The sequence below is a fragment of the Roseateles sp. P2_H4 genome (assembly GCF_056403315.1).
Map to the genome: position 1 here is coordinate 1 of NZ_JBFUFR010000061.1, position 22,018 is coordinate 22,018.

At 67.2% G+C, this 22,018-nt stretch carries 17 protein-coding genes and 1 pseudogene; all 18 read left to right on the forward strand.

What is annotated here, in order from left to right; translation table 11 throughout:
* Window positions 1-185, forward strand: a pseudogene (locus AC1DW3_RS28625) (XrtA system polysaccharide chain length determinant); the annotation flags it as partial.
* A 13-nt stretch (window positions 186-198) separates the two neighbouring features.
* Window positions 199-1,563: an XrtA system polysaccharide chain length determinant gene (locus tag AC1DW3_RS28630; protein WP_477937310.1), complete on the forward strand. Its 1,365-nt coding sequence runs from the start codon at window positions 199-201 to the stop codon at window positions 1,561-1,563.
* Between the two features lies 1 nt (window position 1,564).
* Window positions 1,565-2,551 carry an XrtA-associated tyrosine autokinase gene (locus AC1DW3_RS28635; protein WP_477937312.1) on the forward strand — a complete coding sequence of 329 codons (987 nt, stop codon included), beginning with the start codon at window positions 1,565-1,567 and terminating at the stop codon, window positions 2,549-2,551.
* Window positions 2,532-4,055: a TIGR03016 family PEP-CTERM system-associated outer membrane protein gene (locus AC1DW3_RS28640; protein ID WP_477937314.1), complete on the forward strand. Its 1,524-nt coding sequence runs from the start codon at window positions 2,532-2,534 to the stop codon at window positions 4,053-4,055. The genes AC1DW3_RS28635 and AC1DW3_RS28640 overlap by 20 nt, the downstream gene beginning before the upstream one ends.
* A gap of 82 nt (window positions 4,056-4,137) precedes the next feature.
* Window positions 4,138-5,235 (forward strand): XrtA/PEP-CTERM system-associated ATPase, encoded by a 1,098-nt coding sequence (locus AC1DW3_RS28645; RefSeq protein WP_477937316.1) that lies wholly within the window; start codon window positions 4,138-4,140, stop codon window positions 5,233-5,235.
* A gap of 13 nt (window positions 5,236-5,248) precedes the next feature.
* Entirely contained in the window at window positions 5,249-6,142 is an 894-nt protein-coding gene (locus AC1DW3_RS28650; protein WP_477937317.1) for an XrtA system polysaccharide deacetylase, read from the forward strand.
* A complete protein-coding gene (locus AC1DW3_RS28655) occupies window positions 6,143-7,192 on the forward strand; it encodes a FemAB family XrtA/PEP-CTERM system-associated protein (protein WP_477937319.1) in 1,050 nt (349 codons plus the stop codon).
* A gap of 75 nt (window positions 7,193-7,267) precedes the next feature.
* Window positions 7,268-8,470, forward strand: a complete 1,203-nt coding sequence (locus tag AC1DW3_RS28660; protein ID WP_477937321.1) for a TIGR03087 family PEP-CTERM/XrtA system glycosyltransferase — start codon at window positions 7,268-7,270, stop codon at window positions 8,468-8,470.
* Window positions 8,467-10,026 (forward strand): exosortase A, encoded by a 1,560-nt coding sequence (gene xrtA, locus AC1DW3_RS28665; protein WP_477937323.1) that lies wholly within the window; start codon window positions 8,467-8,469, stop codon window positions 10,024-10,026. The genes AC1DW3_RS28660 and xrtA overlap by 4 nt, the downstream gene beginning before the upstream one ends.
* A 43-nt stretch (window positions 10,027-10,069) precedes the next feature.
* Window positions 10,070-11,350 carry a nucleotide sugar dehydrogenase gene (locus AC1DW3_RS28670; protein WP_477937325.1) on the forward strand — a complete coding sequence of 427 codons (1,281 nt, stop codon included), beginning with the start codon at window positions 10,070-10,072 and terminating at the stop codon, window positions 11,348-11,350.
* On the forward strand, window positions 11,347-12,507 hold the full coding sequence (locus AC1DW3_RS28675; protein WP_477937327.1) for a TIGR03088 family PEP-CTERM/XrtA system glycosyltransferase: 1,161 nt from the start codon (window positions 11,347-11,349) through the stop codon (window positions 12,505-12,507). The genes AC1DW3_RS28670 and AC1DW3_RS28675 overlap by 4 nt, the downstream gene beginning before the upstream one ends.
* 114 nt (window positions 12,508-12,621) lie before the next feature.
* Window positions 12,622-14,559, forward strand: a complete 1,938-nt coding sequence (locus AC1DW3_RS28680) for an XrtA/PEP-CTERM system amidotransferase (protein ID WP_477937329.1) — start codon at window positions 12,622-12,624, stop codon at window positions 14,557-14,559.
* Window positions 14,556-15,770, forward strand: coding sequence for a TIGR04063 family PEP-CTERM/XrtA system glycosyltransferase (locus tag AC1DW3_RS28685; RefSeq protein WP_477937331.1), 1,215 nt, complete (start codon window positions 14,556-14,558; stop codon window positions 15,768-15,770). The genes AC1DW3_RS28680 and AC1DW3_RS28685 overlap by 4 nt, the downstream gene beginning before the upstream one ends.
* On the forward strand, window positions 15,770-16,963 hold the full coding sequence (locus AC1DW3_RS28690; protein WP_477937333.1) for a glycosyltransferase family 4 protein: 1,194 nt from the start codon (window positions 15,770-15,772) through the stop codon (window positions 16,961-16,963). Before AC1DW3_RS28685 ends, AC1DW3_RS28690 begins: the two co-directional genes overlap by 1 nt.
* A complete protein-coding gene (locus AC1DW3_RS28695; RefSeq protein WP_477937335.1) occupies window positions 16,956-18,278 on the forward strand; it encodes a putative O-glycosylation ligase, exosortase A system-associated in 1,323 nt (440 codons plus the stop codon). The genes AC1DW3_RS28690 and AC1DW3_RS28695 overlap by 8 nt, the downstream gene beginning before the upstream one ends.
* A complete protein-coding gene (locus AC1DW3_RS28700; RefSeq protein WP_477937337.1) occupies window positions 18,275-19,255 on the forward strand; it encodes a polysaccharide deacetylase family protein in 981 nt (326 codons plus the stop codon). Before AC1DW3_RS28695 ends, AC1DW3_RS28700 begins: the two co-directional genes overlap by 4 nt.
* 11 nt (window positions 19,256-19,266) lie before the next feature.
* Window positions 19,267-20,532 carry a glycosyltransferase gene (locus tag AC1DW3_RS28705; RefSeq protein ID WP_477937339.1) on the forward strand — a complete coding sequence of 422 codons (1,266 nt, stop codon included), beginning with the start codon at window positions 19,267-19,269 and terminating at the stop codon, window positions 20,530-20,532.
* A complete protein-coding gene (locus tag AC1DW3_RS28710) occupies window positions 20,529-22,013 on the forward strand; it encodes an oligosaccharide flippase family protein (protein ID WP_477937341.1) in 1,485 nt (494 codons plus the stop codon). Before AC1DW3_RS28705 ends, AC1DW3_RS28710 begins: the two co-directional genes overlap by 4 nt.
* Window positions 22,014-22,018 lie beyond the last annotated feature (5 nt).

Genomic DNA, 22,018 nt, shown 5'->3' on the forward strand with positions numbered 1-22,018 from the left:
AGCAGCAGGTGACGATGTTGAGCCGCACGCTGATCAGCCGGCCCAACGTCGAGAAGCTCGTCCGCATGGCCGATCTGGATCTGAAGAACCAGTCCAAGGCCCAGCAGGAAGCCACCATCGAGACGGTGACCAGCAACCTGTCCATCCAGAGCAGCGGCCGGGACAACCTCTACATCCTCGGCTAAGCAGCAGGTGACGATGTTGAGCCGCACGCTGATCAGCCGGCCCAACGTCGAGAAGCTCGTCCGCATGGCCGATCTGGATCTGAAGAACCAGTCCAAGGCCCAGCAGGAAGCCACCATCGAGACGGTGACCAGCAACCTGTCCATCCAGAGCAGCGGCCGGGACAACCTCTACATCCTCGGCTATCGGGACAACGAACCCGAAACGGCCAAGCGCGTCGTGCAGGCCCTGGTATCGATCTTCGTCGAATCCAGCCTGGGCCAGACGCGCCAGGGCACGTCCACGGCAACGACCTTCATCAATGAGCAGATCAAGGCCTACGAGGCCAAGCTCGAAGAGGCCGAAACGCGGCTCAAGGAATTCCGCCTCAAGAATCTGGCCAATATGGCCGGTGATGGCAAGGACTCCGCGGCTCATATCGCGGAGTTGAGCAGCCAGCTGGAGCGCGCACGCCTGGAGTTCCGCGAGGCCGGCAACGCGCGCGACGCGGCCAAGGCACAGCTGGAGGCGGAGAAGGCCCGCGGTGGCACGCAGACGACGGCTCAGAGCCTGATGCAGGAGTCCAACGCCAACGTCAGCACACCTGAACTCGATGCGCGCCTGGCCGAGCATCGCCGCAACCTCGATGCCCTGCTGCAACGCTATACCGATCAGCATCCCGACATCATCGCGACGCGCAAGCTGATCAAGGATCTGGAAGAGCAGAAGAAGAAGGAATTGGCCGAGCTGCGCAAGGCCGCCATGAACGTGCCGACGGCTTCCATGGCCCAGAACAGCGGTGGCAGCCTGGCCATGCAGGAGCTGGTGCGCATCGTCGCGACCACCGAGGTGCAGGTGGCGGCATTGCGTGCGCGGGTCGACGAGTATTCCAGCCGCTATTCGCAGGCCCTGATCGCCATGAAGACGGCGCCGCAGGTCGAAGCCGAGGCGGCGCAGCTGAATCGCGACTATGCGATCCACAAGAAGAATTACGAAGATCTGGTGCAGCGCCGCGAGCAGGCCTCGATCTCCGGCGAACTCGACGTGGCATCAGGGGTGGCTGACTTCCGCGTCATCGACCCGCCGCGCGCGAATCCCAAGCCCGTCGCACCGAACCGCCTGCTGTTGCTCGCCGGGGCGATGGCCGCGGCTCTGGGCGTGGGCCTTTTCACGACCTTCGCGGCCAGCCAGCTGCGTCCGGTCTTCCATGATGCGAACGACCTGCGTGCCCGTGTCGAGCTGCCCATCCTGGGGGTCGTGACCCGCCTCGTGACGGACGCTGATCGCGCGCGCCAGCGGGTCGAGCTGATTCGCTTCTCCGCGGGGGCCGGTGGCCTGCTGGCGATGTTTGCCGTCGCGTTGACGGTCTTGGCTGTTCAACTGAGCCGGCAGGTGGTTTGACATGACGAGCTTGATCGAACAAGCCGCCCAGCGGCTCGAGCAATTGCGACAGGCCGGGGTTGTTTTGCCCGGCGATGAGCAGGCTCCGCCAGTGGCGGCGCAGCCGCCGGCTGTCCTGCCGGTAGCGGCGCCACCCGCCGCCGCCGTGCCGGCGCCAGCAGGACCGCGGCCTCATGTGGGCATTTCTATCCAGGACGATGGTCATCACCCCTCGTCCAAGCGGGTGGAGCTGGACGTCGTCGCCCTGGCCGCCCAGGGATTCCTGATGCCTCATACGCCGCGTTCGCAGACCGGCGATCAGTACCGGGTCATCAAGCGCCCCCTGATCAAGAACGCGATGGGCAAGGGTGCGGCGACGATCAACCATGCCAACCTGATGATGGTGACCAGCGCACTGGCGGGCGAGGGCAAGAGCTTCACCTCCATCAACCTCGCGCTCAGCATCGCGGCCGAGCTGGACAACACCGTCATGCTGGTCGATGCCGACGTGGCGCGGCCTTCGGTGCTGCGCATGCTGGGCCTGACCCAGGGGCCGGGCCTGCTGGACGTGCTGGAAGAGCGCGTCGACATGTCCGAGGTCTTGCTGCGGACCAACGTCGAGAAGCTGACCATCCTGCCGAGTGGCACGCCCCATCCCCGCGCGACCGAGTTGCTCGCCAGCGATGCCATGAGCCATTTGCTGGACGCCATGGCCAAGCGCTATCCGGACCGCATCATCATCTTCGACTCGCCGCCGCTGCTGCTGACGACGGAGTCCCGCGTGCTGGCTTCGCACATGGGGCAGATCGTCATCGTCGTCCATGCCGAAAAGACCGCGCAAAGCGCCGTCCAGCAGGCCCTGGCCGCCATCGAGACCTGCCCGGTCAAGATGATGCTGCTCAACCAGGCCAGCCCGAACGCCGCCGGCGGTTATGGCTATGGCTACGGCTACGGCTACGGATACGGCTACGGCTACGGATATGGCAGTAATGACTCGGCTCAGTCCTGAGCTGCRCCATCTGCCTCTGGCCCTCGCCGTCCTTGCAATGACGGCCCACGCCCAGCAGGGTGAGGGCGCCGGTTCCGGCGGCGGCATCCAGCCACGCCTTGGCGTCGCGGTGACGGTGACCGACAACCTGCGTCTGAACGACCGCGAGAAGGACGGTGCGGTGATCGCGACGCTGTCGCCCGGCATCAGCATCGTGCGCAACAGCGGCACGCTGCGTGGCAGCCTGGACTATTCGCTCAATGGCATCACCTATGTGAAGACCAGCTATGGCACGCGCGTGCAGAACGCGCTGACGGCAAGCGGGCAGGCCGAGCTCGTCCCTCGCACCTTGTCGGTCGACGTGCAGGCCAGCATCGGGCAGCAGAACACGTCCGCGTTCGGCTTGCAGTCGACGCCCACGCAGGACTCCGCCCTGGCCAATCCCAACCGGCGCGAGACCGGCACGTTGATGGTTTCGCCGCTGCTGCATGGCCAGCTCGGTGGGCTGGCCAGCCTGGATCTGCGCGGCAATTTCTCGATGACCGAGGTGCGCGAGAGTGCCCTGGGCGACAGCCACAGCACTGGCGGCTCGCTGCGCATCACGCAGCTCAACGCGGGCGTGCTGGGCTGGTATCTGCAGGCCAGCACCCAGCAGTTCCGGCCCAAGAGTGCACCGTCCAACCGCAACAGCTCGGCGACGGCAGGCCTGAACTATCGACCCAACCCGGACTGGGTCGCCAGCGTCAACGTCGGCAAGGAGCGCAACGACTACCAGGGTGGGAGCAGTGCCCCCCAGGACGGCTTCACCGGGGGGGTGACCGCCGACTGGACGCCTACGCCGCGCACCCGCGTCAACGGCAACTGGCAGCACCACAGCTATGGCAACAGCCACGGTCTGAGTTTCGAGCACCGCATGCGCAACTCGGTCTGGCGCTTCTCGGACTCCCGCAACGTCACGCTGGGCAATACCGGTGCGTCGGGCGGCGTGCGCACCAATTACGAGTTGTTCTACCTGATGTTCGCGTCGGAGCCTGATCCGATCAAACGCGACGCCATGGCGCGCGCGGCGCTGGCGGCGCTGGGCCTGTCGGCCGACGCGCCTTCCTCCGTGGGCTTCCTGTCCACTGGGCCGAGCCAACTGCACGCCCAGATGCTCAGCTTCATGCTGCAGGGCGTGCGCAGCAATGTGACGGCCAGCGTCAGCCGCTCCGTCACGACCCGACTCGGCAGCGGCCTGAATCAAGGTGATCTGGCCAGCCACGCTCTCATCGAGCAGCGCTCCTACTCGCTGGCGGGCAGCTACCAGCTCACGCCGGTGTCCGGCTTGTCGTTGACCGCCATGCGCCAGGAGACCTCGGGTGACTCGAGCAGCCAGCGCACGAAGTTGACCAGCCTGCTGGCGAACTGGAATACCCGCCTGGGCACGCGCATCAGCATGCAGCTCGGCGCTCGGCACAGCCGTTTTGAAGGCTTCACGCCGTACTCCGAGAATGCGGTCTACGCCAACCTGACCCAACAGTTTTAAATGAAAACGCCCCCAAGCTCGCCCTGCCAGCTGCCCCCCGAGGGGGCGTGTCAGTGGCTACGGGCGGCCGGGCGCCACTGACATGTACGAAGCCTTCTATGGCTTGAGCAGCAAGCCCTTCCAGCTCAGCCCCGACCCGAACTTCTACTACGGCAGCAAGCAGCATCGCCGGGCCAAGGCCTACCTGGACTATGGCGTGCTGCGCAATGACGGCTTCATCGTCATCACCGGCGAGATCGGTGCCGGCAAGACCACGCTGCTGCGTGGCCTGCTGGACAGCCTGAACCGCAGCAACGTCGTCATCGGCAATGTCGTGACGACCCAGCTCGATGCCGAGGACACGCTGCGCATGGTGGGCGCGGCCTTCGGCGTGCGCGTCAAGGACGCGCCCAAGTCCGAGCTGCTGATGACGCTGGAAGCCTTCTTCGTCAACCAGGTCACGCAGGGCAAGCGCTGCCTGCTCATCGTCGACGAGGCGCAGAACCTCACCGCCCGCGCGGTCGAAGAGCTGCGCATGCTGTCCAACTTCCAGTTCGCCAACCAGTCGCTGCTGCAGACCTTCCTGGTCGGCCAGCCCGAGTTCCGCGGCATCCTGCAGAAGCCCGAGATGGAGCAGTTCCGCCAGCGCGTCGCGGCGACCTGCCACATCGGCCCCATGGACGAGGACGAGACCCAGCGCTACATGGAGCACCGCCTGAAGTGCGCGGGCTCCACCGGCAAGCCCACCTTCGACCACGATGCCTTCCCGGCCATCCACAAGGCCAGCAACGGCATCCCGCGCCGCATCAACCGCCTCTGCGACCGCCTGCTGCTGCTGGGCTTCATGCAGGGCCGCAGCCATCTGACGCTGGCCGATGTGAAGGAAGTGCTGCGCGACATCGCCCAGGAAAGCGAGACGCCGCGCCACAGCGACGCCAGCCCGCTGGACAGCGTGCCCGCCAGGCTGCCGGACAGCCGCCCCGGCGCGCTGGACAGTGCGCCAGGCGCGCTGGACATCTCCAAACTGAAGCTGAGCGTCGCCGAGGTTGATGGCCTGTCCACCGAGATCGCTGCGCTGAGCGCCGACCACCACACCGACCGCCTGCAGCGCCTGGAGCGGAGCATGATGCGCCTGGAGCGCATCAATCTGCAGACGCTGGCGCTGCTGCAGAAGCTGGTGGACGCCGTGAAGCAGCATTGATGGAGTCCTGATCATGCTGATGCCCACCAAGACCCCGGCCCTGCGCAATGCGATGAGCATTGACGTGGAAGACTATTTCCAGGTCTCCGCCTTCGCGCCCTACATCCGCCGCGAGGACTGGAACGGCCTGGAGTGCCGCGTCGAGCGCAATATCGAGCGCATCCTGGCGCTGCTGGCCGAGAAGAACGTCAAGGCCACCTTCTTCACGCTGGGCTGGATCGCCGAGCGCTATCCGCAGGTGGTGAAGGCCATCGTGGCCGGCGGCCATGAACTGGCCAGCCACGGCTACGGCCATGAGCGCGCCAGCGACTTGAGCCCCACCGCCTTCCTGGACGACATCAGCCGCGCCAAGAAGATGCTGGAAGACCTGGGCGGCGTGCCCGTCGTGGGCTACCGCGCGCCCAGCTTCTCCATCGGCAAGTCCAACCTCTGGGCTTTCGACGTGCTGCGCGATGCCGGCTACCGCTACTCCAGCAGCGTCTACCCCATCGCTCACGACCACTACGGCATGCCCGACTCGCCGCGTTTCGCCTACCCTGTGCGCGAAGGCCTGCTCGAGATCCCGGTGACCACCGTTCGCATGGGCTCGCGCAATCTGCCCAGCAGCGGCGGCGGCTACTTCCGGCTGCTGCCCTATGCGCTGTCGCGCTGGATGATCCGCCGCGTCAACGAGATCGACGGCGAGCCGGCCGTCTTCTACTTCCACCCCTGGGAGATCGACGCCGAGCAGCCGCGCATCCCTGGCATCAATGCCAAGACGCGCTTCCGCCACTACGTCAACATCCCGCGCACCCACGACCGCATCGCGCGCCTGCTCGGCGATTTCCGCTGGGGCCGGATGGACGAGATCTTCCTCGGCCGCGAGGCCAGCCCGCGCGCTCCGGCGCCCTCGCTGACCCCCGTCTGAATGAGCAGCTCTCTTCGCATTGCGCGCCTCGCCGCGCAAGACAAGGCTGTGTCCGCGCGTTGGGACGAGTTCGTCTTCGCCCACCCGCAGGCGACCTTCTTCCATCGCAGCGGCTGGCTGCGCATCATCGAGTCGGTGTTCGGCCACAAAGGCTTCTTCCTCTATGCCGAACGTGATGGCCTCATCGAGGGCGTGCTGCCGCTGGCCGAGGTCAAGAGCCGGCTGTTCGGCCATTCGGTCACGAGCCTGCCGTTCGGCGTCTATGGCGGCGTCGCGGCGCTGAACGACGAGGCCACGGCGGCGCTTGAAGCCGAGGCCGAGAAGATCGCCAGAGGGCAGGGCGCCGAGCACCTGGAGTACCGCAACCTGGGTCCCACCCGCCACGCTGACTGGCCGCGCCAGGACCTCTATGTGACCTTCCGCAAGGAGATCCTGGCCGACGAGGAGGCCAATATGTTGGCCATCCCGCGCAAGCAGCGCGCCATGGTGCGCAAGGGCATCAAGAACGAGCTGAAGGCCGACATCGACGCGAATGTCGACCGCTTCTTCGACCTCTACGCCGACAACGTGCACCGCCACGGCACGCCGGCCATGCCCAAGAAGTATTTCCAGGCGCTGCTGGACGAATTCGGCTCCGATGCCGAAGTGCTGACCGTCACCGGCCCCGACGGCAAGCCTCTGTCGACGGTGCTGACGTTCTACTTCCGCGACGAATGCCTGCCCTATTACGCCGGTGACGACGAGGCCGCGCGTGACCTCGCCGCCAACGATTTCAAGTACTGGGAGCTGATGCGCCGCGCCTGCGCGCGCGGCCTCAAGGTCTTCGACTACGGCCGCAGCAAGCAGGGCACCGGGCCGTACGCCTTCAAGAAGAACTGGGGCTTCGAGCCGCAGCCCTTGAGCTACGAGTACCGGCTGTTCAAGCGCGACGCGATTCCCCAGAACAACCCGAACAACCCGAAGTACCAGCTGATGATCAAGGCTTGGCGCAAGCTGCCCATCGGCTTTGCCAACTGGCTCGGGCCCTTCATCGTCAAGAACCTGGGCTGAGATGAGCATGCCCCCACGCTCACTTCGTTCACTGCCCCCCGAGGGGGCGCGTCAGCGCCTTCGGGCGGCCGGGCGGTGCTGACCTTGAAGATCCTCTACCTCGTCCACCGCTTGCCTTACCCGCCCAACAAGGGCGACAAGGTGCGCTCCTACCATTTGCTCAAGCATCTGGCGGCGCGGCACGAGGTGCATCTGGGCACCTTCATCGACGACCCGGACGACGAGCAGCACCTGCCGCGCGTTCAGGCGCTGTGCAAGAGCATGCATGCCGCCCGGCTGAACCCGCGATCCGCCAAGCTGTTGAGCTTGCGCGGCCTGCTGGGTGGCGAGGCGCTGAGCCTGCCCTACTACCGCGACGCCGGCCTGCAGGCCTGGGTCAACGAGACGGCCGCCCGCGTGGGCTTCGATGCCATCGTCGTGTTCAGCGGCGTCATGGCCCAGTACACCCGCGGCCTGAAGGGCGTGAAGACGCTGGTGGACTTCGTCGACGTCGACTCCGCCAAATGGCGCGATTACGCGCCTGAGCATGCCTGGCCGATGTCCTGGCTCTACCGGCGCGAGTTCGCCAAGCTGCTCGGCTTCGAGCAGCGCGTGGCGGACGAGGCCGCCTGCAGCTTCTTCGTCACCGACAACGAGGTTGCGCTCTTCCGCGAGCTGAGCCCGGGCCGCGACCTGCGCCTGGCGGCCCTGGGCAACGGCGTTGATGCCGATTTCTTCACGCCGGACGCGGCGCGCGCCAGCCCCTTCTCGGCGAATGAGCTGCCGCTGGTGTTCACTGGCGCCATGGACTATTGGCCCAACGTCGACGCCGTGACCTGGTTCGCCGGTGACATCCTGCCGGCGCTGCGCGAGCGCTTTCCGGCGCTGCGCTTTCATATCGTCGGCCGCAGTCCGGCGCCTGCCGTGCAGGCCTTGGCGAGCGATGCCATCCACGTGACCGGCACCGTGCCGGACGTGCGCCCCTATCTGCAGCACGCCGCCGCCGTCGTCGCGCCGCTGCGCCTGGCGCGCGGCATACAGAACAAGGTGCTCGAAGCCATGGCCATGGCGCGGCCGGTTGTCGCTGCCAGCACCTGCGTGCGCGCGATCACGGCAGGCGGGCAACCCGGTCTGCAGCCGGCCGATACCGAGTCCGACTATGTCGAACGCGTCAGCGCGATGCTGACCGACCCCCAAGCCGCCGACAGCGCAGGCCGAACGGCGCGCGATTTCGTGCTGGGCGCCTACAGCTGGGATGCCCACCTGTCCGGCCTGGACCGTCATCTGGAGACTGCGTGATCCATCTGCCCAAGCCCTGGCGGCTGCCCCTGCTCGGCCTGGTGCTGGCCTGGGGCCTGCTCGCCTTCCTGTATTTCGCGACCGGCGCCGCCATGGTCGGGATCTGGAACCGCTCCGAGACCTTCGCCCACGCCTGGGTCGTGCCGCCGATCTCGGCCTGGCTGGTATGGCGGCGGCGTGCCGAGCTGGCCTCCATCACGCCGCGCCCGTCACCGCTGTGGCTGCTGGCCTTGCCACCGCTGGGCATGCTCTGGCTGGCGGGCGACCTGGCCTCCGCCAACGCGGCCACGCAGTTCGCGCTGCTGGGCATGGGCGTGGCCCTGGTGCCTCTGCTGCTTGGCACGGAGGCTGCCGGTCGCATCGCCTTCCCGCTGGGCTTCCTGTTCTTTGCCGTTCCCTTCGGTGATTTCCTGACGCCCTGGCTGATCGATCGCACCGCCGACTTCACCGTCCTCGCGCTGCGTGGCACCGGCATTCCGGTGTTTCGCGAGGGTAATCAGTTCGTCATTCCAACCGGCTCCTGGTCTGTCGTGCAGGCCTGCAGCGGCATTCGCTATCTGATGGCCTCGCTCATGGTGGGCACGCTGTTCGCGTACCTGAACTACAGCACCAACAAGAAGCGCTGGATCTTTGTCGGCGTGGCCATCGTCACGCCCCTGATCGCCAACTGGCTGCGTGCCTACATGATCGTCATGCTGGGCCACCTGTCCGGCAACAAGCTCGCCGTCGGGGTGGATCACATCATTTACGGCTGGGTCTTCTTCGGCCTCATCATGCTGGCGATGTTCATGATCGGCGCGCGCTGGACCGATCCTGACCCCGAGCCTGTACCGGGCGCCCCGGCCGACCGGGCGGGCGCACAGCCGATCAACCGTTTCGCCACGGCCCTGGTCGCCGCGCTGGTTTTCGTGGCCCTGCCCACGGGCGTGCGCGCCCAACTGGCGCTTGCCGGCGCCCACGGAGAGCCGATGCTGGCAGCGCCGGCATTGCCGGGCTGGACCTGGGTTGCCGAGGCGCCGAGCAACTGGAAGCCGCACTTCATGAACCCGGCGTCGACGCTGCACGGCCGCTTCGAGTCCGCCGAGGGCGGTGTGTCGGTGGGGCTGTATGTCGGCTACTACCGCGACCAGCGCTATGGTCGGCAGCTGGTGACGTCCGTCAACGAGTTCGTCAATTCCGAGGCAGAAAAGGAATGGGCGGTCACGGCCTCGGGGCTTGATCAGCTCGATGCCCGGACCTGGCGGACCGCCGACCTGCGCGGTCAGGCGCTGAGCCAGATCAGCGGTGACGGCAGCCAGGCGCCGCGGCTGCGCGCCTGGCAGATCTACTGGATCAACGGCAAACCATTCATCAGCGACTGGCAAGCCAAGCTCTATGGCGCCTGGCAAAGCCTGCTGGGCCACGGCGACGATGCCGCCGTCGTCATCGTCTATGTCGACAAGGCCGCTGCCGGGCCCGACGATGCCCTTTTGCGCGACTTCCTTCACAAGCATTGGGCCGCGCTGGACACCGCTTTGCGGGACGTCCGGGATCGGGATGTCACGCCCAAGCGGTGACAATCACGCGCCTTCGAAAAATCACAGCAACGAGAAACGACCCATGAATACGCTCGCAGTCATCGGCCTTGGTTATGTCGGCCTGCCCCTGGTGGTGGAGTTCGGCAAGCAGATCCGCACCATCGGCTTCGATATCGCCAAGAACAAGGTCGAGGCCTGCCAGCGCGGCACGGACCCGAGCCGCGAGCTGACGGATGAAGAAGTGCAGGCTGCCACGCATGCGGTCTATACCGACGACCCCAAGATGCTGGCCGAGGCCGACGTCATCATCGTGGCCGTGCCCACGCCGGTGGACGAGGCCCACATCCCTGACTTCCGCCCGCTGATCGGCTCGTCGACCAGCGTCGGCCGGAACATGAAGAAGGGCGCCATCGTCGTCTACGAGAGCACCGTCTACCCGGGTGCGACCGAGGAGGTCTGCATCCCCGTGCTGGAGCGCGAATCCGGCCTGAAGTGGAAGCAGGACTTCTTCGTCGGCTACAGCCCCGAGCGCATCAACCCGGGTGACAAGGAGCACACGCTGACCAAGATCCTGAAGATCGTCTCCGGCGACACGCCCGAGACGCTCGACAAGGTTGCCAAGGTCTACGAGAAGATCATCGTCCCGGGCGTGCATCGCGCGTCCAGCATCAAGGCCGCGGAAGCCGCCAAGGTCATCGAGAACACCCAGCGCGACCTCAACATCGCGCTGATGAACGAGCTGTCCATCATCTTCGACAAGCTCGGCATCGACACCTCCGAGGTGCTGGAAGCCGCCGGCACGAAGTGGAACTTCCTGAAGTTCAAGCCGGGCCTGGTGGGCGGCCACTGCATCGGTGTCGACCCCTATTACCTGACCCACAAGGCCGACATGCTGGGCTACCACCCGCAGGTCATCCTGGCGGGTCGCCGCATCAACGACGGCATGGGCAAGTTCATCGCCGAGCAGACCATCAAGCAGATGATCGCCAGTGGCAGCCACGTCAAGGGCGCCCGCATCAACGTGCTGGGCCTGACCTTCAAGGAGAACTGCGGCGACCTGCGCAACTCCAAGGTCATCGACATCATCAACGAGCTCAAGACCTATGGCGTCGAGATCTTCGTGACCGACGCGCAGGCCGAGGCCGAGGAAGCCATGCACGAGTACGGCGTGCGCCTGATGCCTTTCGACGACCTGCCGCAGGCCGACGCCATCGTGGCCGCCGTGTCGCACAGTGAGTACGCCGCCTTGAGCCTCGCCGACATCGGCAAGAAGCTCGTCAAGGGCGGCGCCTTCATCGACGTGAAGGCCGCGTTCGACGCCAAGGCGCTGCTCGGCGCGGGCTTCCGCCTCTGGCGTCTGTGACCCCAGCAATCAGCACGGATGCGCGACCGCTGGTCGTGCATCTGCTGAACCGCTTCGACACCGGCGGGCTGGAGAACGGTGTCGTCAACATCATCAACCACACGCCGCAGTTTCGGCACGCCGTGGTGGCGGTGACCGAGATCACCGCCTTCAAGGATCGCGTCAAGGCGCCGGGCACCCGGTTCATCGAGCTGCGCAAGCCGCCGGGGCAGGGCTTCTGGATCTACCCGCAGGTCTACAAGCTGCTGCGCGAACTGCGCCCGGCGGTGCTGCACACACGCAATATCGGCGCGATGGAGTTCCAGTGGCCAGCCTGGGCGGCGCGCGTGCCGCTGCGCATCCACAGCGAGCATGGCTGGGACATGGACGACCTGGGCGGCGTCAGTCGTCGCAACCAGTTGATCCGGCGCGTCTACGGCACGCCCGCCCACCGCTTCGTCGCGCTGTCGCGCGCGATCGAGACCTATCTGACCGGTCCCGTCGGCTTCCCGGCGCGACGCGTGCAGCGCATCTGCAATGGCGTCGACACGCGGCGCTTCGCACCCGCTGTCGGCGTGCCCGAAGGAATCGGAGCCTGGCCCTTCCGGCGCGGTGAGCATCTGGTCATCGGCGCCGTGGGGCGCATGCAGACGGTCAAGGACCCCTTGAATCTCGTCGACGCCTTCCTGCGTCTGCGCGACCTCTGCCCGGCTGCCTGGCCCCGGTTGCGGCTGGCCATGCTGGGGGGCGGCCCGCTGCTCGAAGCCGCGCGTGAGCGGCTGGCGCAGGCCGGCGCGGCGGACCAGGCCTGGCTGCCCGGGGATCGCAGCGACGTCGCCCAGTTGTTGCCCCAGGTCGACATCTTTGCGCTGCCGTCGCAGGCCGAAGGCATCAGCAACACCTTGCTGGAAGCCATGGCCTGCGGCTGCGTGCCGGTGGCGACCGATGTGGGGGGCAATCCGGAGCTGGTGGAGGAGGGCGTCAACGGCCTGCTGGTGCCGGCGGCCGACAGCGCGGCCCTGGCCGCCGCCTTGGCCCGCCTCGTCGACGACCCCGGCCTGCGCGCCAGCCTCGCCGCGGCCTCGCTGCGGCGCGCCCGCGAGCAGTTCAGCCTCGATGGCATGCTGTCCGCCTATGCGCAGTTGTACGCTGGGGAGGCCCCTCGTACAGGGGGGTAGTCGTGTGCGACGTCACGCTGCCTGCCCGCCAAGGCCGGCGCGGCGGCCAAGCTCGGTAAGAATCCGTCTTTAGCCGCGCTTTTGCGCGGCGTCTTTCAATGGGCTGAACTCTTCATGTGCGGCATCACCGGTTTGTTCGACACCCGCGGCCAACGCCTCCCCGAGCGCCAGCGGCTGCACCGGATGAACGAATCCCAGCACCACCGCGGCCCCGACGAGGGTGAGCTGCACATCGAGCCCGGCCTGGGCCTGGGTCACCGGCGCCTGTCCGTCATCGACATCGCGACCGGCCAGCAGCCCATCTTCAACGACGACCGCAGCGTCGCCCTGGTCTTCAACGGCGAGATCTACAACTACCAGGAGCTGATGGTCGAGCTGCGCGCGCTGGGCCACCACTTCCGCACCAAGAGCGACAGCGAGACCATCGTGCGCGCCTGGGAGCAGTGGGGCGAGGACTGCGTGCTGCACCTGCGCGGCATGTTCGCGTTCACGCTGCATGACCGTCGCCGCGATTGCCTTTTCATGGCGCGCGACCGCCTGGGCGTCAAGCCCATGCACTACGCGCTGCTCGACGATGGCTGGCTGCTGTTCGGCTCCGAGCTGAAGAGCCTGCTGGCGCATGGCGGCATGCCGCGCGACCTCGACCCGCATGCCGTCGAGGAGTATTTCGCGCTGGGCTACGCGGCCGACCCGCGCACCGTCTTCAAGGCGGCGCGCAAGCTGGAGCCGGGCCACCGCCTGTTGTGGAAGCGCGGTGAGAGCCCGCGTCAGCCCCAGCCCTACTGGGACGTGCGCTTCACGCTGGACAACCCCATCTCCCAGGCCGATGCCGAGCAGGAGCTGCGCGAGCGCCTGAAGGAGGCCGTGGCGCTGCGGCTCAAGGCCGAGGTGCCGCTGGGTGCCTTCCTGAGCGGCGGCGTGGATTCGAGCGCCGTGGTGGCCGTGATGGCGGGACTGCAGGGCGACATGCCGGTCAACACCTGCTCCATGGGCTTCGACGATCCGAAGTTCAACGAGGTCGAGTTCGCGCAGATGGTGGCCGACCGTTATCACACCAACCACCGCGTGCAGACGGTGGCGAGCGACGACTTCGACCTCATCGACACGCTGGCCCGCCTCTACGACGAGCCGTATGCGGACAGCTCCGCCATCCCGACCTACCGCGTCAGCCAACTGGCGCGCCAGCACGTCACGGTGGCCCTCAGCGGCGACGGCGGCGACGAAAGCTTCGGCGGCTACCGCCGCTACCGCCTGCACATGATGGAGGAGCGGCTGCGCGCCGCCATGCCGCATGGGCTGCGCAAGCCGCTGTTCGGCACGCTGGGCAACCTTTATCCCAAGATGGACTGGGCGCCGCGCTTCGTGCGCGCCAAGACGACCTTCGAAGGCCTGGCGCGCACCAGCGTGCAGGCCTACTTCCACTCCATGTCCATCCTGCGCGGGCCGATGCGCGCGGCGCTGTTCTCGGACAAGCTCAAGCGCGAGCTGGCCGGCTACGACGCGTTCTCGGTCTTCGAGCGCCATGCCGCCAACGCCGGCACCGAAGACCCGCTGGCCATGATCCAGTACCTGGACACCAAGACCTACCTCGTCGGCGACATCAACACCAAGGTCGACCGGGCTTCCATGGCGCACAGCCTGGAGGTGCGCGAGCCGCTGATGGACCACAAGCTGGTGGAGTGGCTGGCTACCTTGCCCTCGCACCTGAAGCTGCGCGATGGCGAAGGCAAGTTCTTGTTCAAGAAGGCCATGGAGCCCCTGCTGCCGAACGACGTGCTCTACCGCCCCAAGATGGGTTTCGCCGTGCCGCTGGCGCGCTGGTTCCGTGGGCCCTTGCGCGAGCGCGTGCGTGAGGCCGTGCTGGGCGAGCGCCTGGCCGACACGGGCTGGTTCAACCGGGATGAGTTGCAGCGCCTGGTGGACCGTCATCAGAACGGCCAGAGCGACTTCAGCGCGCCGCTGTGGACGTTGATGATGTTCGAGGCCTTCCTGCGCCAGGTGGTCGATGCGCCCGATTCCATCGGCCTGCCGGTGCCGGAGGCCGTGGCATGAGAGTGCTGCATGTGTTCGATCATTCGATCCCACTGCATTCGGGCTACACCTTCAGGTCACTGTCCCTGCTGAGAGGACAGCGCGCGCTGGGCTGGGAGACCTTCCACATCACCAGCCCCAAGCACAGTGCCGGCCTCGCCGCGAAGGCCGACGGCGCGCTGGAAGACGATGTCGACGGCTGGCACTTCTACCGCACGCCCACCGTGCCCGCGGGCGCGCTGCCGGGCCTGGGCGAGTACCGCCTCATGCAGGCCCTGGAGGCGCGGCTGGAAGCGGTGGCGCGCCAGGTGCGGCCCCAAGTCATCCACGCCCATTCGCCGGTGCTGAACGGGCTGCCGGCGGAGCGGGTCGGTCGCCGACTGGGCATCCCGGTCGTGTACGAGGTGCGTGCCTTCTGGGAAGACGCCGCGGTCGACCACGGCACCACGCGCGAGGGCAGTGCGCGCTACCGCCTCACGCGCTGGCTGGAAACGCGGGCGCTGCGCCGCGCCCACCACGTCTTCACGATCTGCGAGGGCCTGCGCAGCGACATCGTGGCGCGCGGCATCCCGAGCGCTCGCGTCACCGTCATCCCGAACGCGGTCGACATCGAGGCCTTCACGCCCGGCGGCCAGGCCGACCCGGCCCTGCAGGCGCAGCTGGGCCTGACGGGCTGCACTGTTCTCGGTTTCCTCGGCAGCTTCTACGCCTACGAGGGCCTGGACCTGTTGCTGGACGCGCTGCCGGCCATCGTCCAGCAGCGGCCCGATGTGCGCGTGCTGCTGGTCGGCGGCGGCCCGCAGGAAGCGGCGCTGAAGGCCCAGGCCGCGCGCCTGGGGCTGCAGGACCATGTGCTGTTCATCGGCCGCGTGCCGCATGCCGAGGTCACGCGCTATTACGACCTGGTGGACCTGCTGGTCTACCCCCGCCACGCCATGCGGCTGACCGAGCTCGTCACGCCGCTGAAGCCGCTGGAAGCCATGGCCCAGTCACGCGTGATGCTGGCCTCGGACGTCGGCGGCCATCGTGAGCTGATCCGCGACGGCGAGACGGGGCGCCTGTTCAAGGCCGGCTCTGCCCAGGCACTGGCCACCACCGCGCTGGACATGCTGGCCAAGCGCGAGCTGTGGCCGGCCATCGGCGCGGCGGGGCGGCGCTTCGTCGAGACCGAGCGCAACTGGACGCGCTCGGTGTCGAACTACGTCGAGCCCTATACCCGACTGGTTGGTTGATGCGGCTGCTGACGTTCTCGTCGCTGTACCCGAGCAGCGCTCGCCCGCGCCACGGCCTGTTCGTCGCCGCGCGCTTGCGCGAGCTGCGCCAGCGGCACGGCTTCGACGCGCAGGTCATCGCACCAGTGCCCTGGTTCCCGTTCACGGCCGATCGGTTTGGCGACTATGCCGAATGGGCGCGCACGCCGCGACAGGAGACCTGGCAGGGTCAGCAGGTGCACCATCCGCGCTATTTGATGCTGCCCAAGATCGGCATGGCCATGCAGCCCGATGCGATGGCGCGTGCTGCCATTGCCTGTGTCGAGCGTGAGGCGATGGCCTTCGACCTCATCGATGCGCACTATTTCTATCCCGATGGCGTTGCCGCCGCTGCGCTGTCGCGTCATTTCGGCAAGCCTCTCGTCATCACCGCGCGCGGCTCCGACCTGAACCTGATCGGCCAGAACGCCCGTGCCCGTGCCCGCATGCTGCAGGCCTGCGAGCAGGCGTCGGCCTGTGTCGGCGTCAGCCAGGCGCTGGTGGACGTGCTGCATGGCTGGGGCGTGCCGGCGCGCAAGCTGCACACCATCCGCAACGGCGTGGATCTGGACCGCTTCGCGCCGCTGTCCCCGCAGGATGCACGCGCCGGCCTTGGCCTGGATGACGCGCCGCTGCTGCTTGCGGTGGGCAACCTGATCGAGCTGAAGGGCCATGCGCTGCTGATCGAGGCCGTGCAACTGTTGAGCGCATCCCATCCGCGACTGCAACTGGCCATCGCCGGCGAAGGGCCGGAGCGCGAGTCCCTCGAGGCCTTGGTGGCCCGCCATGGCCTCGCCGGCCGCGTGCGCCTGCTGGGGGCTGTCGCTCATGCCGACCTCGCGCGCTGGTACGCGGCGGCGGACCTGTTCGTGATGCCCTCCAGCCGCGAAGGCCTGCCCAACGCGCTGCTGGAAGCGCTGGCCTGCGGCACGCCCGCGCTCGCCACGGCCGTCGGCGGCATCCCGGAGGTGCTGGCCGGTGTGCCCGAAGCCGGCGAGCTGCTGCGCGAGCGCAGCGCTGCCGCGATTGCCGAGGCCGTGCAGCGCTGGCTGGCCCGCGACGTGGACCGCGCAATCGTGCGCCGCACGGCGCAGGCCTATGCCTGGGATGCCAGCGCGGCGCAACTCGCCGCGCTGATGCAGGCGGTGGCCGCCGGGGAGGCCTGCCATGCGTGAAATCGTTCTGCTTGCCATTCTCGGCTTTGTCATCCTGCAGGCCTTTCGGCGCCCCTGGATCGGCATCCTGGGCTGGACCTGGCTCAGCATCATGAATCCGCACCAGTTGACCTGGACGCTGAAGACCATGCCTTTCGCGGCCGCCATCGGCGGCGCCACGCTGGTCGGCCTGTTCATCACGCGGGACCGGCGCGACTACTCCCAGAGCCGCGAGGGCATCGTGCTGATGGTGTTCATGGTGTGGATGTGCATCACGCTGCCGTTCTCGATGATCTTCGACGAGTCGTTCGATCTGTGGAAGCGGGTCATGAAGATTGACCTGATGATCCTGGTGGCCATGGTGCTGCTGCACAGCAAGCGGCACATGATGCTGCTCACCTGGGTGCTGGTCATCTCCATTGGCTTCTTCGGGGTCAAGGGCGGGGCTTTCACGCTTGCCACCGGTGGCAGCTACCGGGTTTGGGGGCCGGAGAACACCTATATCGAAGGCAACAACGAGGTGGCGCTGGCCATCGTCATCGTCATTCCCCTGATGCGCTTCCTGCAGATGCAGATGCAGGCCAAATGGGCCAAGACGACCATGACCATCTGCATGGTGCTGATGGCCATGGCGGCGCTCGGTAGCCATTCACGCGGTGCATTGCTGGCCATTGCCGTGATGGCGCTGGTGCTCTGGTGGCGTGGCAAGAAGAAGGTGGTGGGCGCCGTCGTCACTGTCGTGGTGGCCCTGGCACTGCTGTCGGTGATGCCGGCCGAATGGTGGGAGCGCATGAACACCATCAAGACCTACCAGCAAGACGAGTCGGCCATGGGCCGCATCAATGCCTGGTGGATGGCCTGGAACCTGGCCAAGGCCAATTTCTTCGGTGGTGGCTTCATGATCTGGGTCGGCCCCATCTTCACGGTCTATGCGCCCGACCCCAACGACGTCCACGCCGCCCACAGCATCTATTTCCAGGTGCTCGGCGAGCAGGGCATCCTGGGTTTGATCCTGTTCCTGGTGCTGTTCACGATGGTCTGGTTCACGGCGGGCACGCTGCGCGTCAAGGGGCGAGCGCAGCCGCAGACCCAATGGCTGTCCGATCTCGGCGGCATGCTGCAGGTGAGTCTGGCAGGGTATGCGGTGGGCGGCGCCTTCCTGAGTCTGAGCTACTGGGACCTGCCCTATAACCTGCTCGTGCTGGCCGTCATCGGCCGCCGCTGGCTGGACCGCAAGGAGTGGCTGCGCGAGAAGGAAGAGCCCGTCATCTACTGGCCGGAATCCCTGAAAAAGCGGCTTCCAGGGCAGCGCAAGCAGGCACCAGACCAGCCATGAAACCCCTGTTCAGTCTTTTGTCACCCTCCGGCGCGCGCGGCCGTCTGAGCGTGCTGATCTTTCACCGCGTGCTGCCGCAGCCCGATCCGCTCTTTCCTGACGAGGTCGATGCGGCGCGCTTCGACGAGCTGCTGGGCTGGATCAAGTCCTGGTTCAACGTGCTGCCGTTGGACACGGCGATCCACCAGCTGCATGAAGGCAGCCTGCCGTCGCGTGCCGCGGCGCTGAGCTTCGACGACGGTTATGCCGACAACCACGACGTGGCCTTGCCGCTGTTGCGCAAGCACGGGCTGCCCTGCAGCTTCTTCGTCGCCACGGGCTTCCTGGATGGCGGGCGCATGTGGAACGACACCTTGATCGAATCCGTACGCCTGAGTGCGCTGCCGACGCTGGATCTGCGCGGCCTGAGCGATGCCCAGGGTGACGACCTGGGCCAGCACGCGCTGGGCGATACCGCCGGCCGGCGCGCCGCGCTCGGCCGACTGATCGAGCGGGTCAAATACCTGCCGCCCGAGTCGCGCCTGGCCTGCGTGGACGCCATCGCCGTGCGTGCCGAGGTGAGTCCTCCCAACGACCTGATGATGAGCAGTGATCAGGTGCGTGGCCTGCACCGTGCCGGCATGCAGATCGGCGCGCACACGGTCAGCCATCCCATCCTGGCCTCCATCGATACGCAACAGGCGGGCGACGAGATCGGCCGCAGCCGCGATGTGCTGCAGGCGCTGCTGGGCGAGAAGGTCGGCCTGTTCGCCTACCCCAACGGCAAGCCTGGCACCGACTACCTGCCCGACGTTCACCCGGCCATCGTGCGCGAGCTGGGGTTTGATGCGGCCGTGTCGACGCGCTGGGCCGCAGCGACTCGCAGCGACGACGTCTTCCAGATTCCCCGCTTCACGCCCTGGGATCGGGGGCGGATCAAGTTCGGCATGCGGCTGATGAACAACCTGGCCCGCAGCGACGCCAGCGCGGTCTCTTGAAAAGAATTCCCATGCGTTCGCTGCTCTTCATCGCCTATATGTTCCCGCCGTTTGCGAATTCGGGAACGCGCCGTTCACTCGAGTTCGCGAACAACCTGCCGGACTATGGCTGGCAGCCGACCGTCATTTCGTTTGCCAACCCCAAGCCGCGAGACCGCGACGACAAACTGCTGGACGAGGTCAGGCCGGGCACTCGCGTGCTGCCGGTGCCGCATGCCAGCGGCCGCTGGGCCCGCAACCTGGGCCGCCTGGTGCCGACCAGCCTGCGTCAGCGCGTCGTCGAAGGGCTGACCTGGCGCCTGGACCAGTTGTGGGCCGTCCCCGACGATGCCGCAACCTGGCGCAGCGAAGCCGTGGCAGCGGCGTTGCAGGCGCATCGCGAGACGCCCTTCGACGCCATCCTGGCGACGGGCTCGCCCTGGACCTCCTTCCTGGTGGCGCACGATGTCGCCAAGCGCACTGGCCTTCCCTATGTGCTGGACTACCGCGACCCCTGGCGACCCAGCAACACGGTGGCCTGGGAGACGGAAAGCCGGCTGCAGCGCTGGTTCAGTCCGCGGCTGGAGCGCATGGCCGCGGCCAAGGCTGCGGCCGTGGTCACGACCACCGAGACGCTGACGCGCACGATGCAGAAGGACAACGGCCGTGATGACATGCAGTGCATCACCAACGGCTTCGTGCCCGCCGACTTTGCCGGCTTGCCGGCGCCGCCGGGCGATGGCCTGGTGCGCGTCAGCTACACCGGCGTCTGGCGGCCGGGTTACGGGCCGGACCTGCTCTACCAGGCTTTGAAGCGCTTGAAGGAGAGCGGTGCGCCCGGCCTGGAGCGTTTGCGCGTCGACACGGCCGGCTTCCCGCCTGGCCCTGCAAAAGAGTTTGGCGTGCAGGACATCGTGCACGAGCATGGGCGCGTCACGCACGCGACGGCGCTGCGCCTGATGACCGAGTCGGACATGGTCTTCCTGCCCGTGTCCAACGGCTTCTTCGCCATGGCGTCCCTGCCGGGCAAGTTGTTCGAATATGTCGGTAGCGGCCGCCCCATCCTGGCCGCCACGCTGCCGGGCAGCGAAGTGGCGCGGGTCATCGAAGACGTGGGCGGCGGCCAGCTGGTCCTGCCTGACGATGTCGAAGCCGCCGCCGGCGTGCTGGCCGACCTGTGCGCCGGCCGGGGCCTGACGGGCTTCTCGACGCCGCGTCCCGAGCGCGTGTTCGCCTACACGCGAGCCGCCACGGCCCAACAGATGGCACGCATCCTGGACAAGGCGGTCGCGGGGTGACCGACAGCGGCAAAGGCGTTCGCCGGGCGCTGGCTTTCTCGTTCATCGAACGCTGGCTCAGCATCGTCATTGCGCTGGGCAGCAATGTGCTGCTGGCACGGCTGCTGTCGCCGGAGCAGGTGGGCATCTTCTCGGTCAGCCTGTCCGTCATCGGCGTCGCTCAGGTGCTGCGCGACTTCGGGGTGGTGAACTACGTCATCCAGGAGAAGGAACTCCAGCAGGACTCGCTGAGCACGGCCTTTGGGCTGTCGCTGCTGCTGGGCGGGGGCTTGTTCCTGGTGGTCGCCGTTGCGGCGCCTGCCATCGCTGGCTTCTACGGGGAGCACCTGGTGCGCGACACCCTGTGGGTCTGCTCACTCAACTTCCTGCTGCTGCCATTTGCGACAGTGACGCTGGCCCTGCTGCGGCGCGAGATGGCCTTCCGGGCCTTGGCGGTCATCGGCCTGTCCAGCGCGGCCCTGGGCGCCATCGTCAGCATCGGGCTCGCATGGGCCGGCCACGGCGTGATGTCGCTGGCCATCGGTTCCGTGGTCACCAACGCCGCCAATTGCGTGGGGGCATGGATCGCCCGCCCCGACAGCGCCAGGCTGAGGCCGAACCTGAAGGCGTGGCGCCGCCTGCTGGGCTTTGGTGCGCAGAGTTCGCTGACCGGCGTGATCACCTCCATCTCGATGGACGTGAACGATCTTGCCGTCGGCAAGCTGATGGGCTTCGAGCCCGTTGCCATCCTCAGCAAGGCGCAGGGGCTGATGCAGTTGTTCCACCGTGACGTGATGACGGCCATCCGCAACGTGGCCTATCCCGCCTACGCCAAGGCCGTGCGCGAGGGGCAGGATCTTGAGGCCCAGTACATGATGGGCGTCACCCATGTCACGGCGGCCGCCTGGCCTTTCTACGGTTTCGTCAGCCTCTACGCGCTCGAAACCCTGAGGCTGCTGTTCGGCAGCCAGTGGGATGCCGCCGCGACGCTGGTGCCCTGGTACTGCCTGTGCGGGGCCGTGGCAGCCACGGCCAACCTGATCAACCCGCTGATGCTGGCGGCCGGCCGGATCGACCTGCTGACCAAGGTCGAACTGCTCTGGCAGCCGCTGCGGGCGGCCATGGTCATCGTGGCGGCGCTGTGGTTCCGCTCCATGCTCGCCTGCGCCATTGCGCTGCTGCTGGCGTTGCTGCTGCAGGTGCCATTGCTGTACGCGGCCAAGGCGCGATTCATGCAGACCCACTGGCGCGCCTGGGCACGCAATCTGGCACGCAGCGCACTGGCGGCTGTGGTCAGCCTGGCGGCGCCGATGGCGATTGCCTGGCATTACGGCCTTGAACGCAGCACGCCCATGCCTGCCGGTGCGTTTGCGCTGGCGATCCTGCTTTGCATGCTGACGTGGATTCCTGGCCTGTTGTTGGCCGGACATCCGCTGACGCGCGACCCGGTTTTCCTGAAGTTGCGGGGGATGGTCGGCAGGGCCATGCCGTCACGGCGCTAGCGCAT

Bases quoted from the DNA above. Each gene is read 5' to 3' on its own strand.
- AC1DW3_RS28630 (WP_477937310.1), top strand. From the start codon at position 199: ATGTTGAGCCGCACGCTGATCAGCCGGCCCAACGTCGAGAAGCTCGTC.
- AC1DW3_RS28635 (WP_477937312.1), top strand. From the start codon at position 1,565: ATGACGAGCTTGATCGAACAAGCCGCCCAGCGGCTCGAGCAATTGCGA.
- AC1DW3_RS28645 (WP_477937316.1), top strand. From the start codon at position 4,138: ATGTACGAAGCCTTCTATGGCTTGAGCAGCAAGCCCTTCCAGCTCAGC.
- AC1DW3_RS28650 (WP_477937317.1), top strand. From the start codon at position 5,249: ATGCTGATGCCCACCAAGACCCCGGCCCTGCGCAATGCGATGAGCATT.
- AC1DW3_RS28655 (WP_477937319.1), top strand. From the start codon at position 6,143: ATGAGCAGCTCTCTTCGCATTGCGCGCCTCGCCGCGCAAGACAAGGCT.
- AC1DW3_RS28670 (WP_477937325.1), top strand. From the start codon at position 10,070: ATGAATACGCTCGCAGTCATCGGCCTTGGTTATGTCGGCCTGCCCCTG.
- AC1DW3_RS28680 (WP_477937329.1), top strand. From the start codon at position 12,622: ATGTGCGGCATCACCGGTTTGTTCGACACCCGCGGCCAACGCCTCCCC.
- AC1DW3_RS28685 (WP_477937331.1), top strand. From the start codon at position 14,556: ATGAGAGTGCTGCATGTGTTCGATCATTCGATCCCACTGCATTCGGGC.
- AC1DW3_RS28690 (WP_477937333.1), top strand. From the start codon at position 15,770: ATGCGGCTGCTGACGTTCTCGTCGCTGTACCCGAGCAGCGCTCGCCCG.
- AC1DW3_RS28695 (WP_477937335.1), top strand. From the start codon at position 16,956: ATGCGTGAAATCGTTCTGCTTGCCATTCTCGGCTTTGTCATCCTGCAG.
- AC1DW3_RS28700 (WP_477937337.1), top strand. From the start codon at position 18,275: ATGAAACCCCTGTTCAGTCTTTTGTCACCCTCCGGCGCGCGCGGCCGT.
- AC1DW3_RS28705 (WP_477937339.1), top strand. From the start codon at position 19,267: ATGCGTTCGCTGCTCTTCATCGCCTATATGTTCCCGCCGTTTGCGAAT.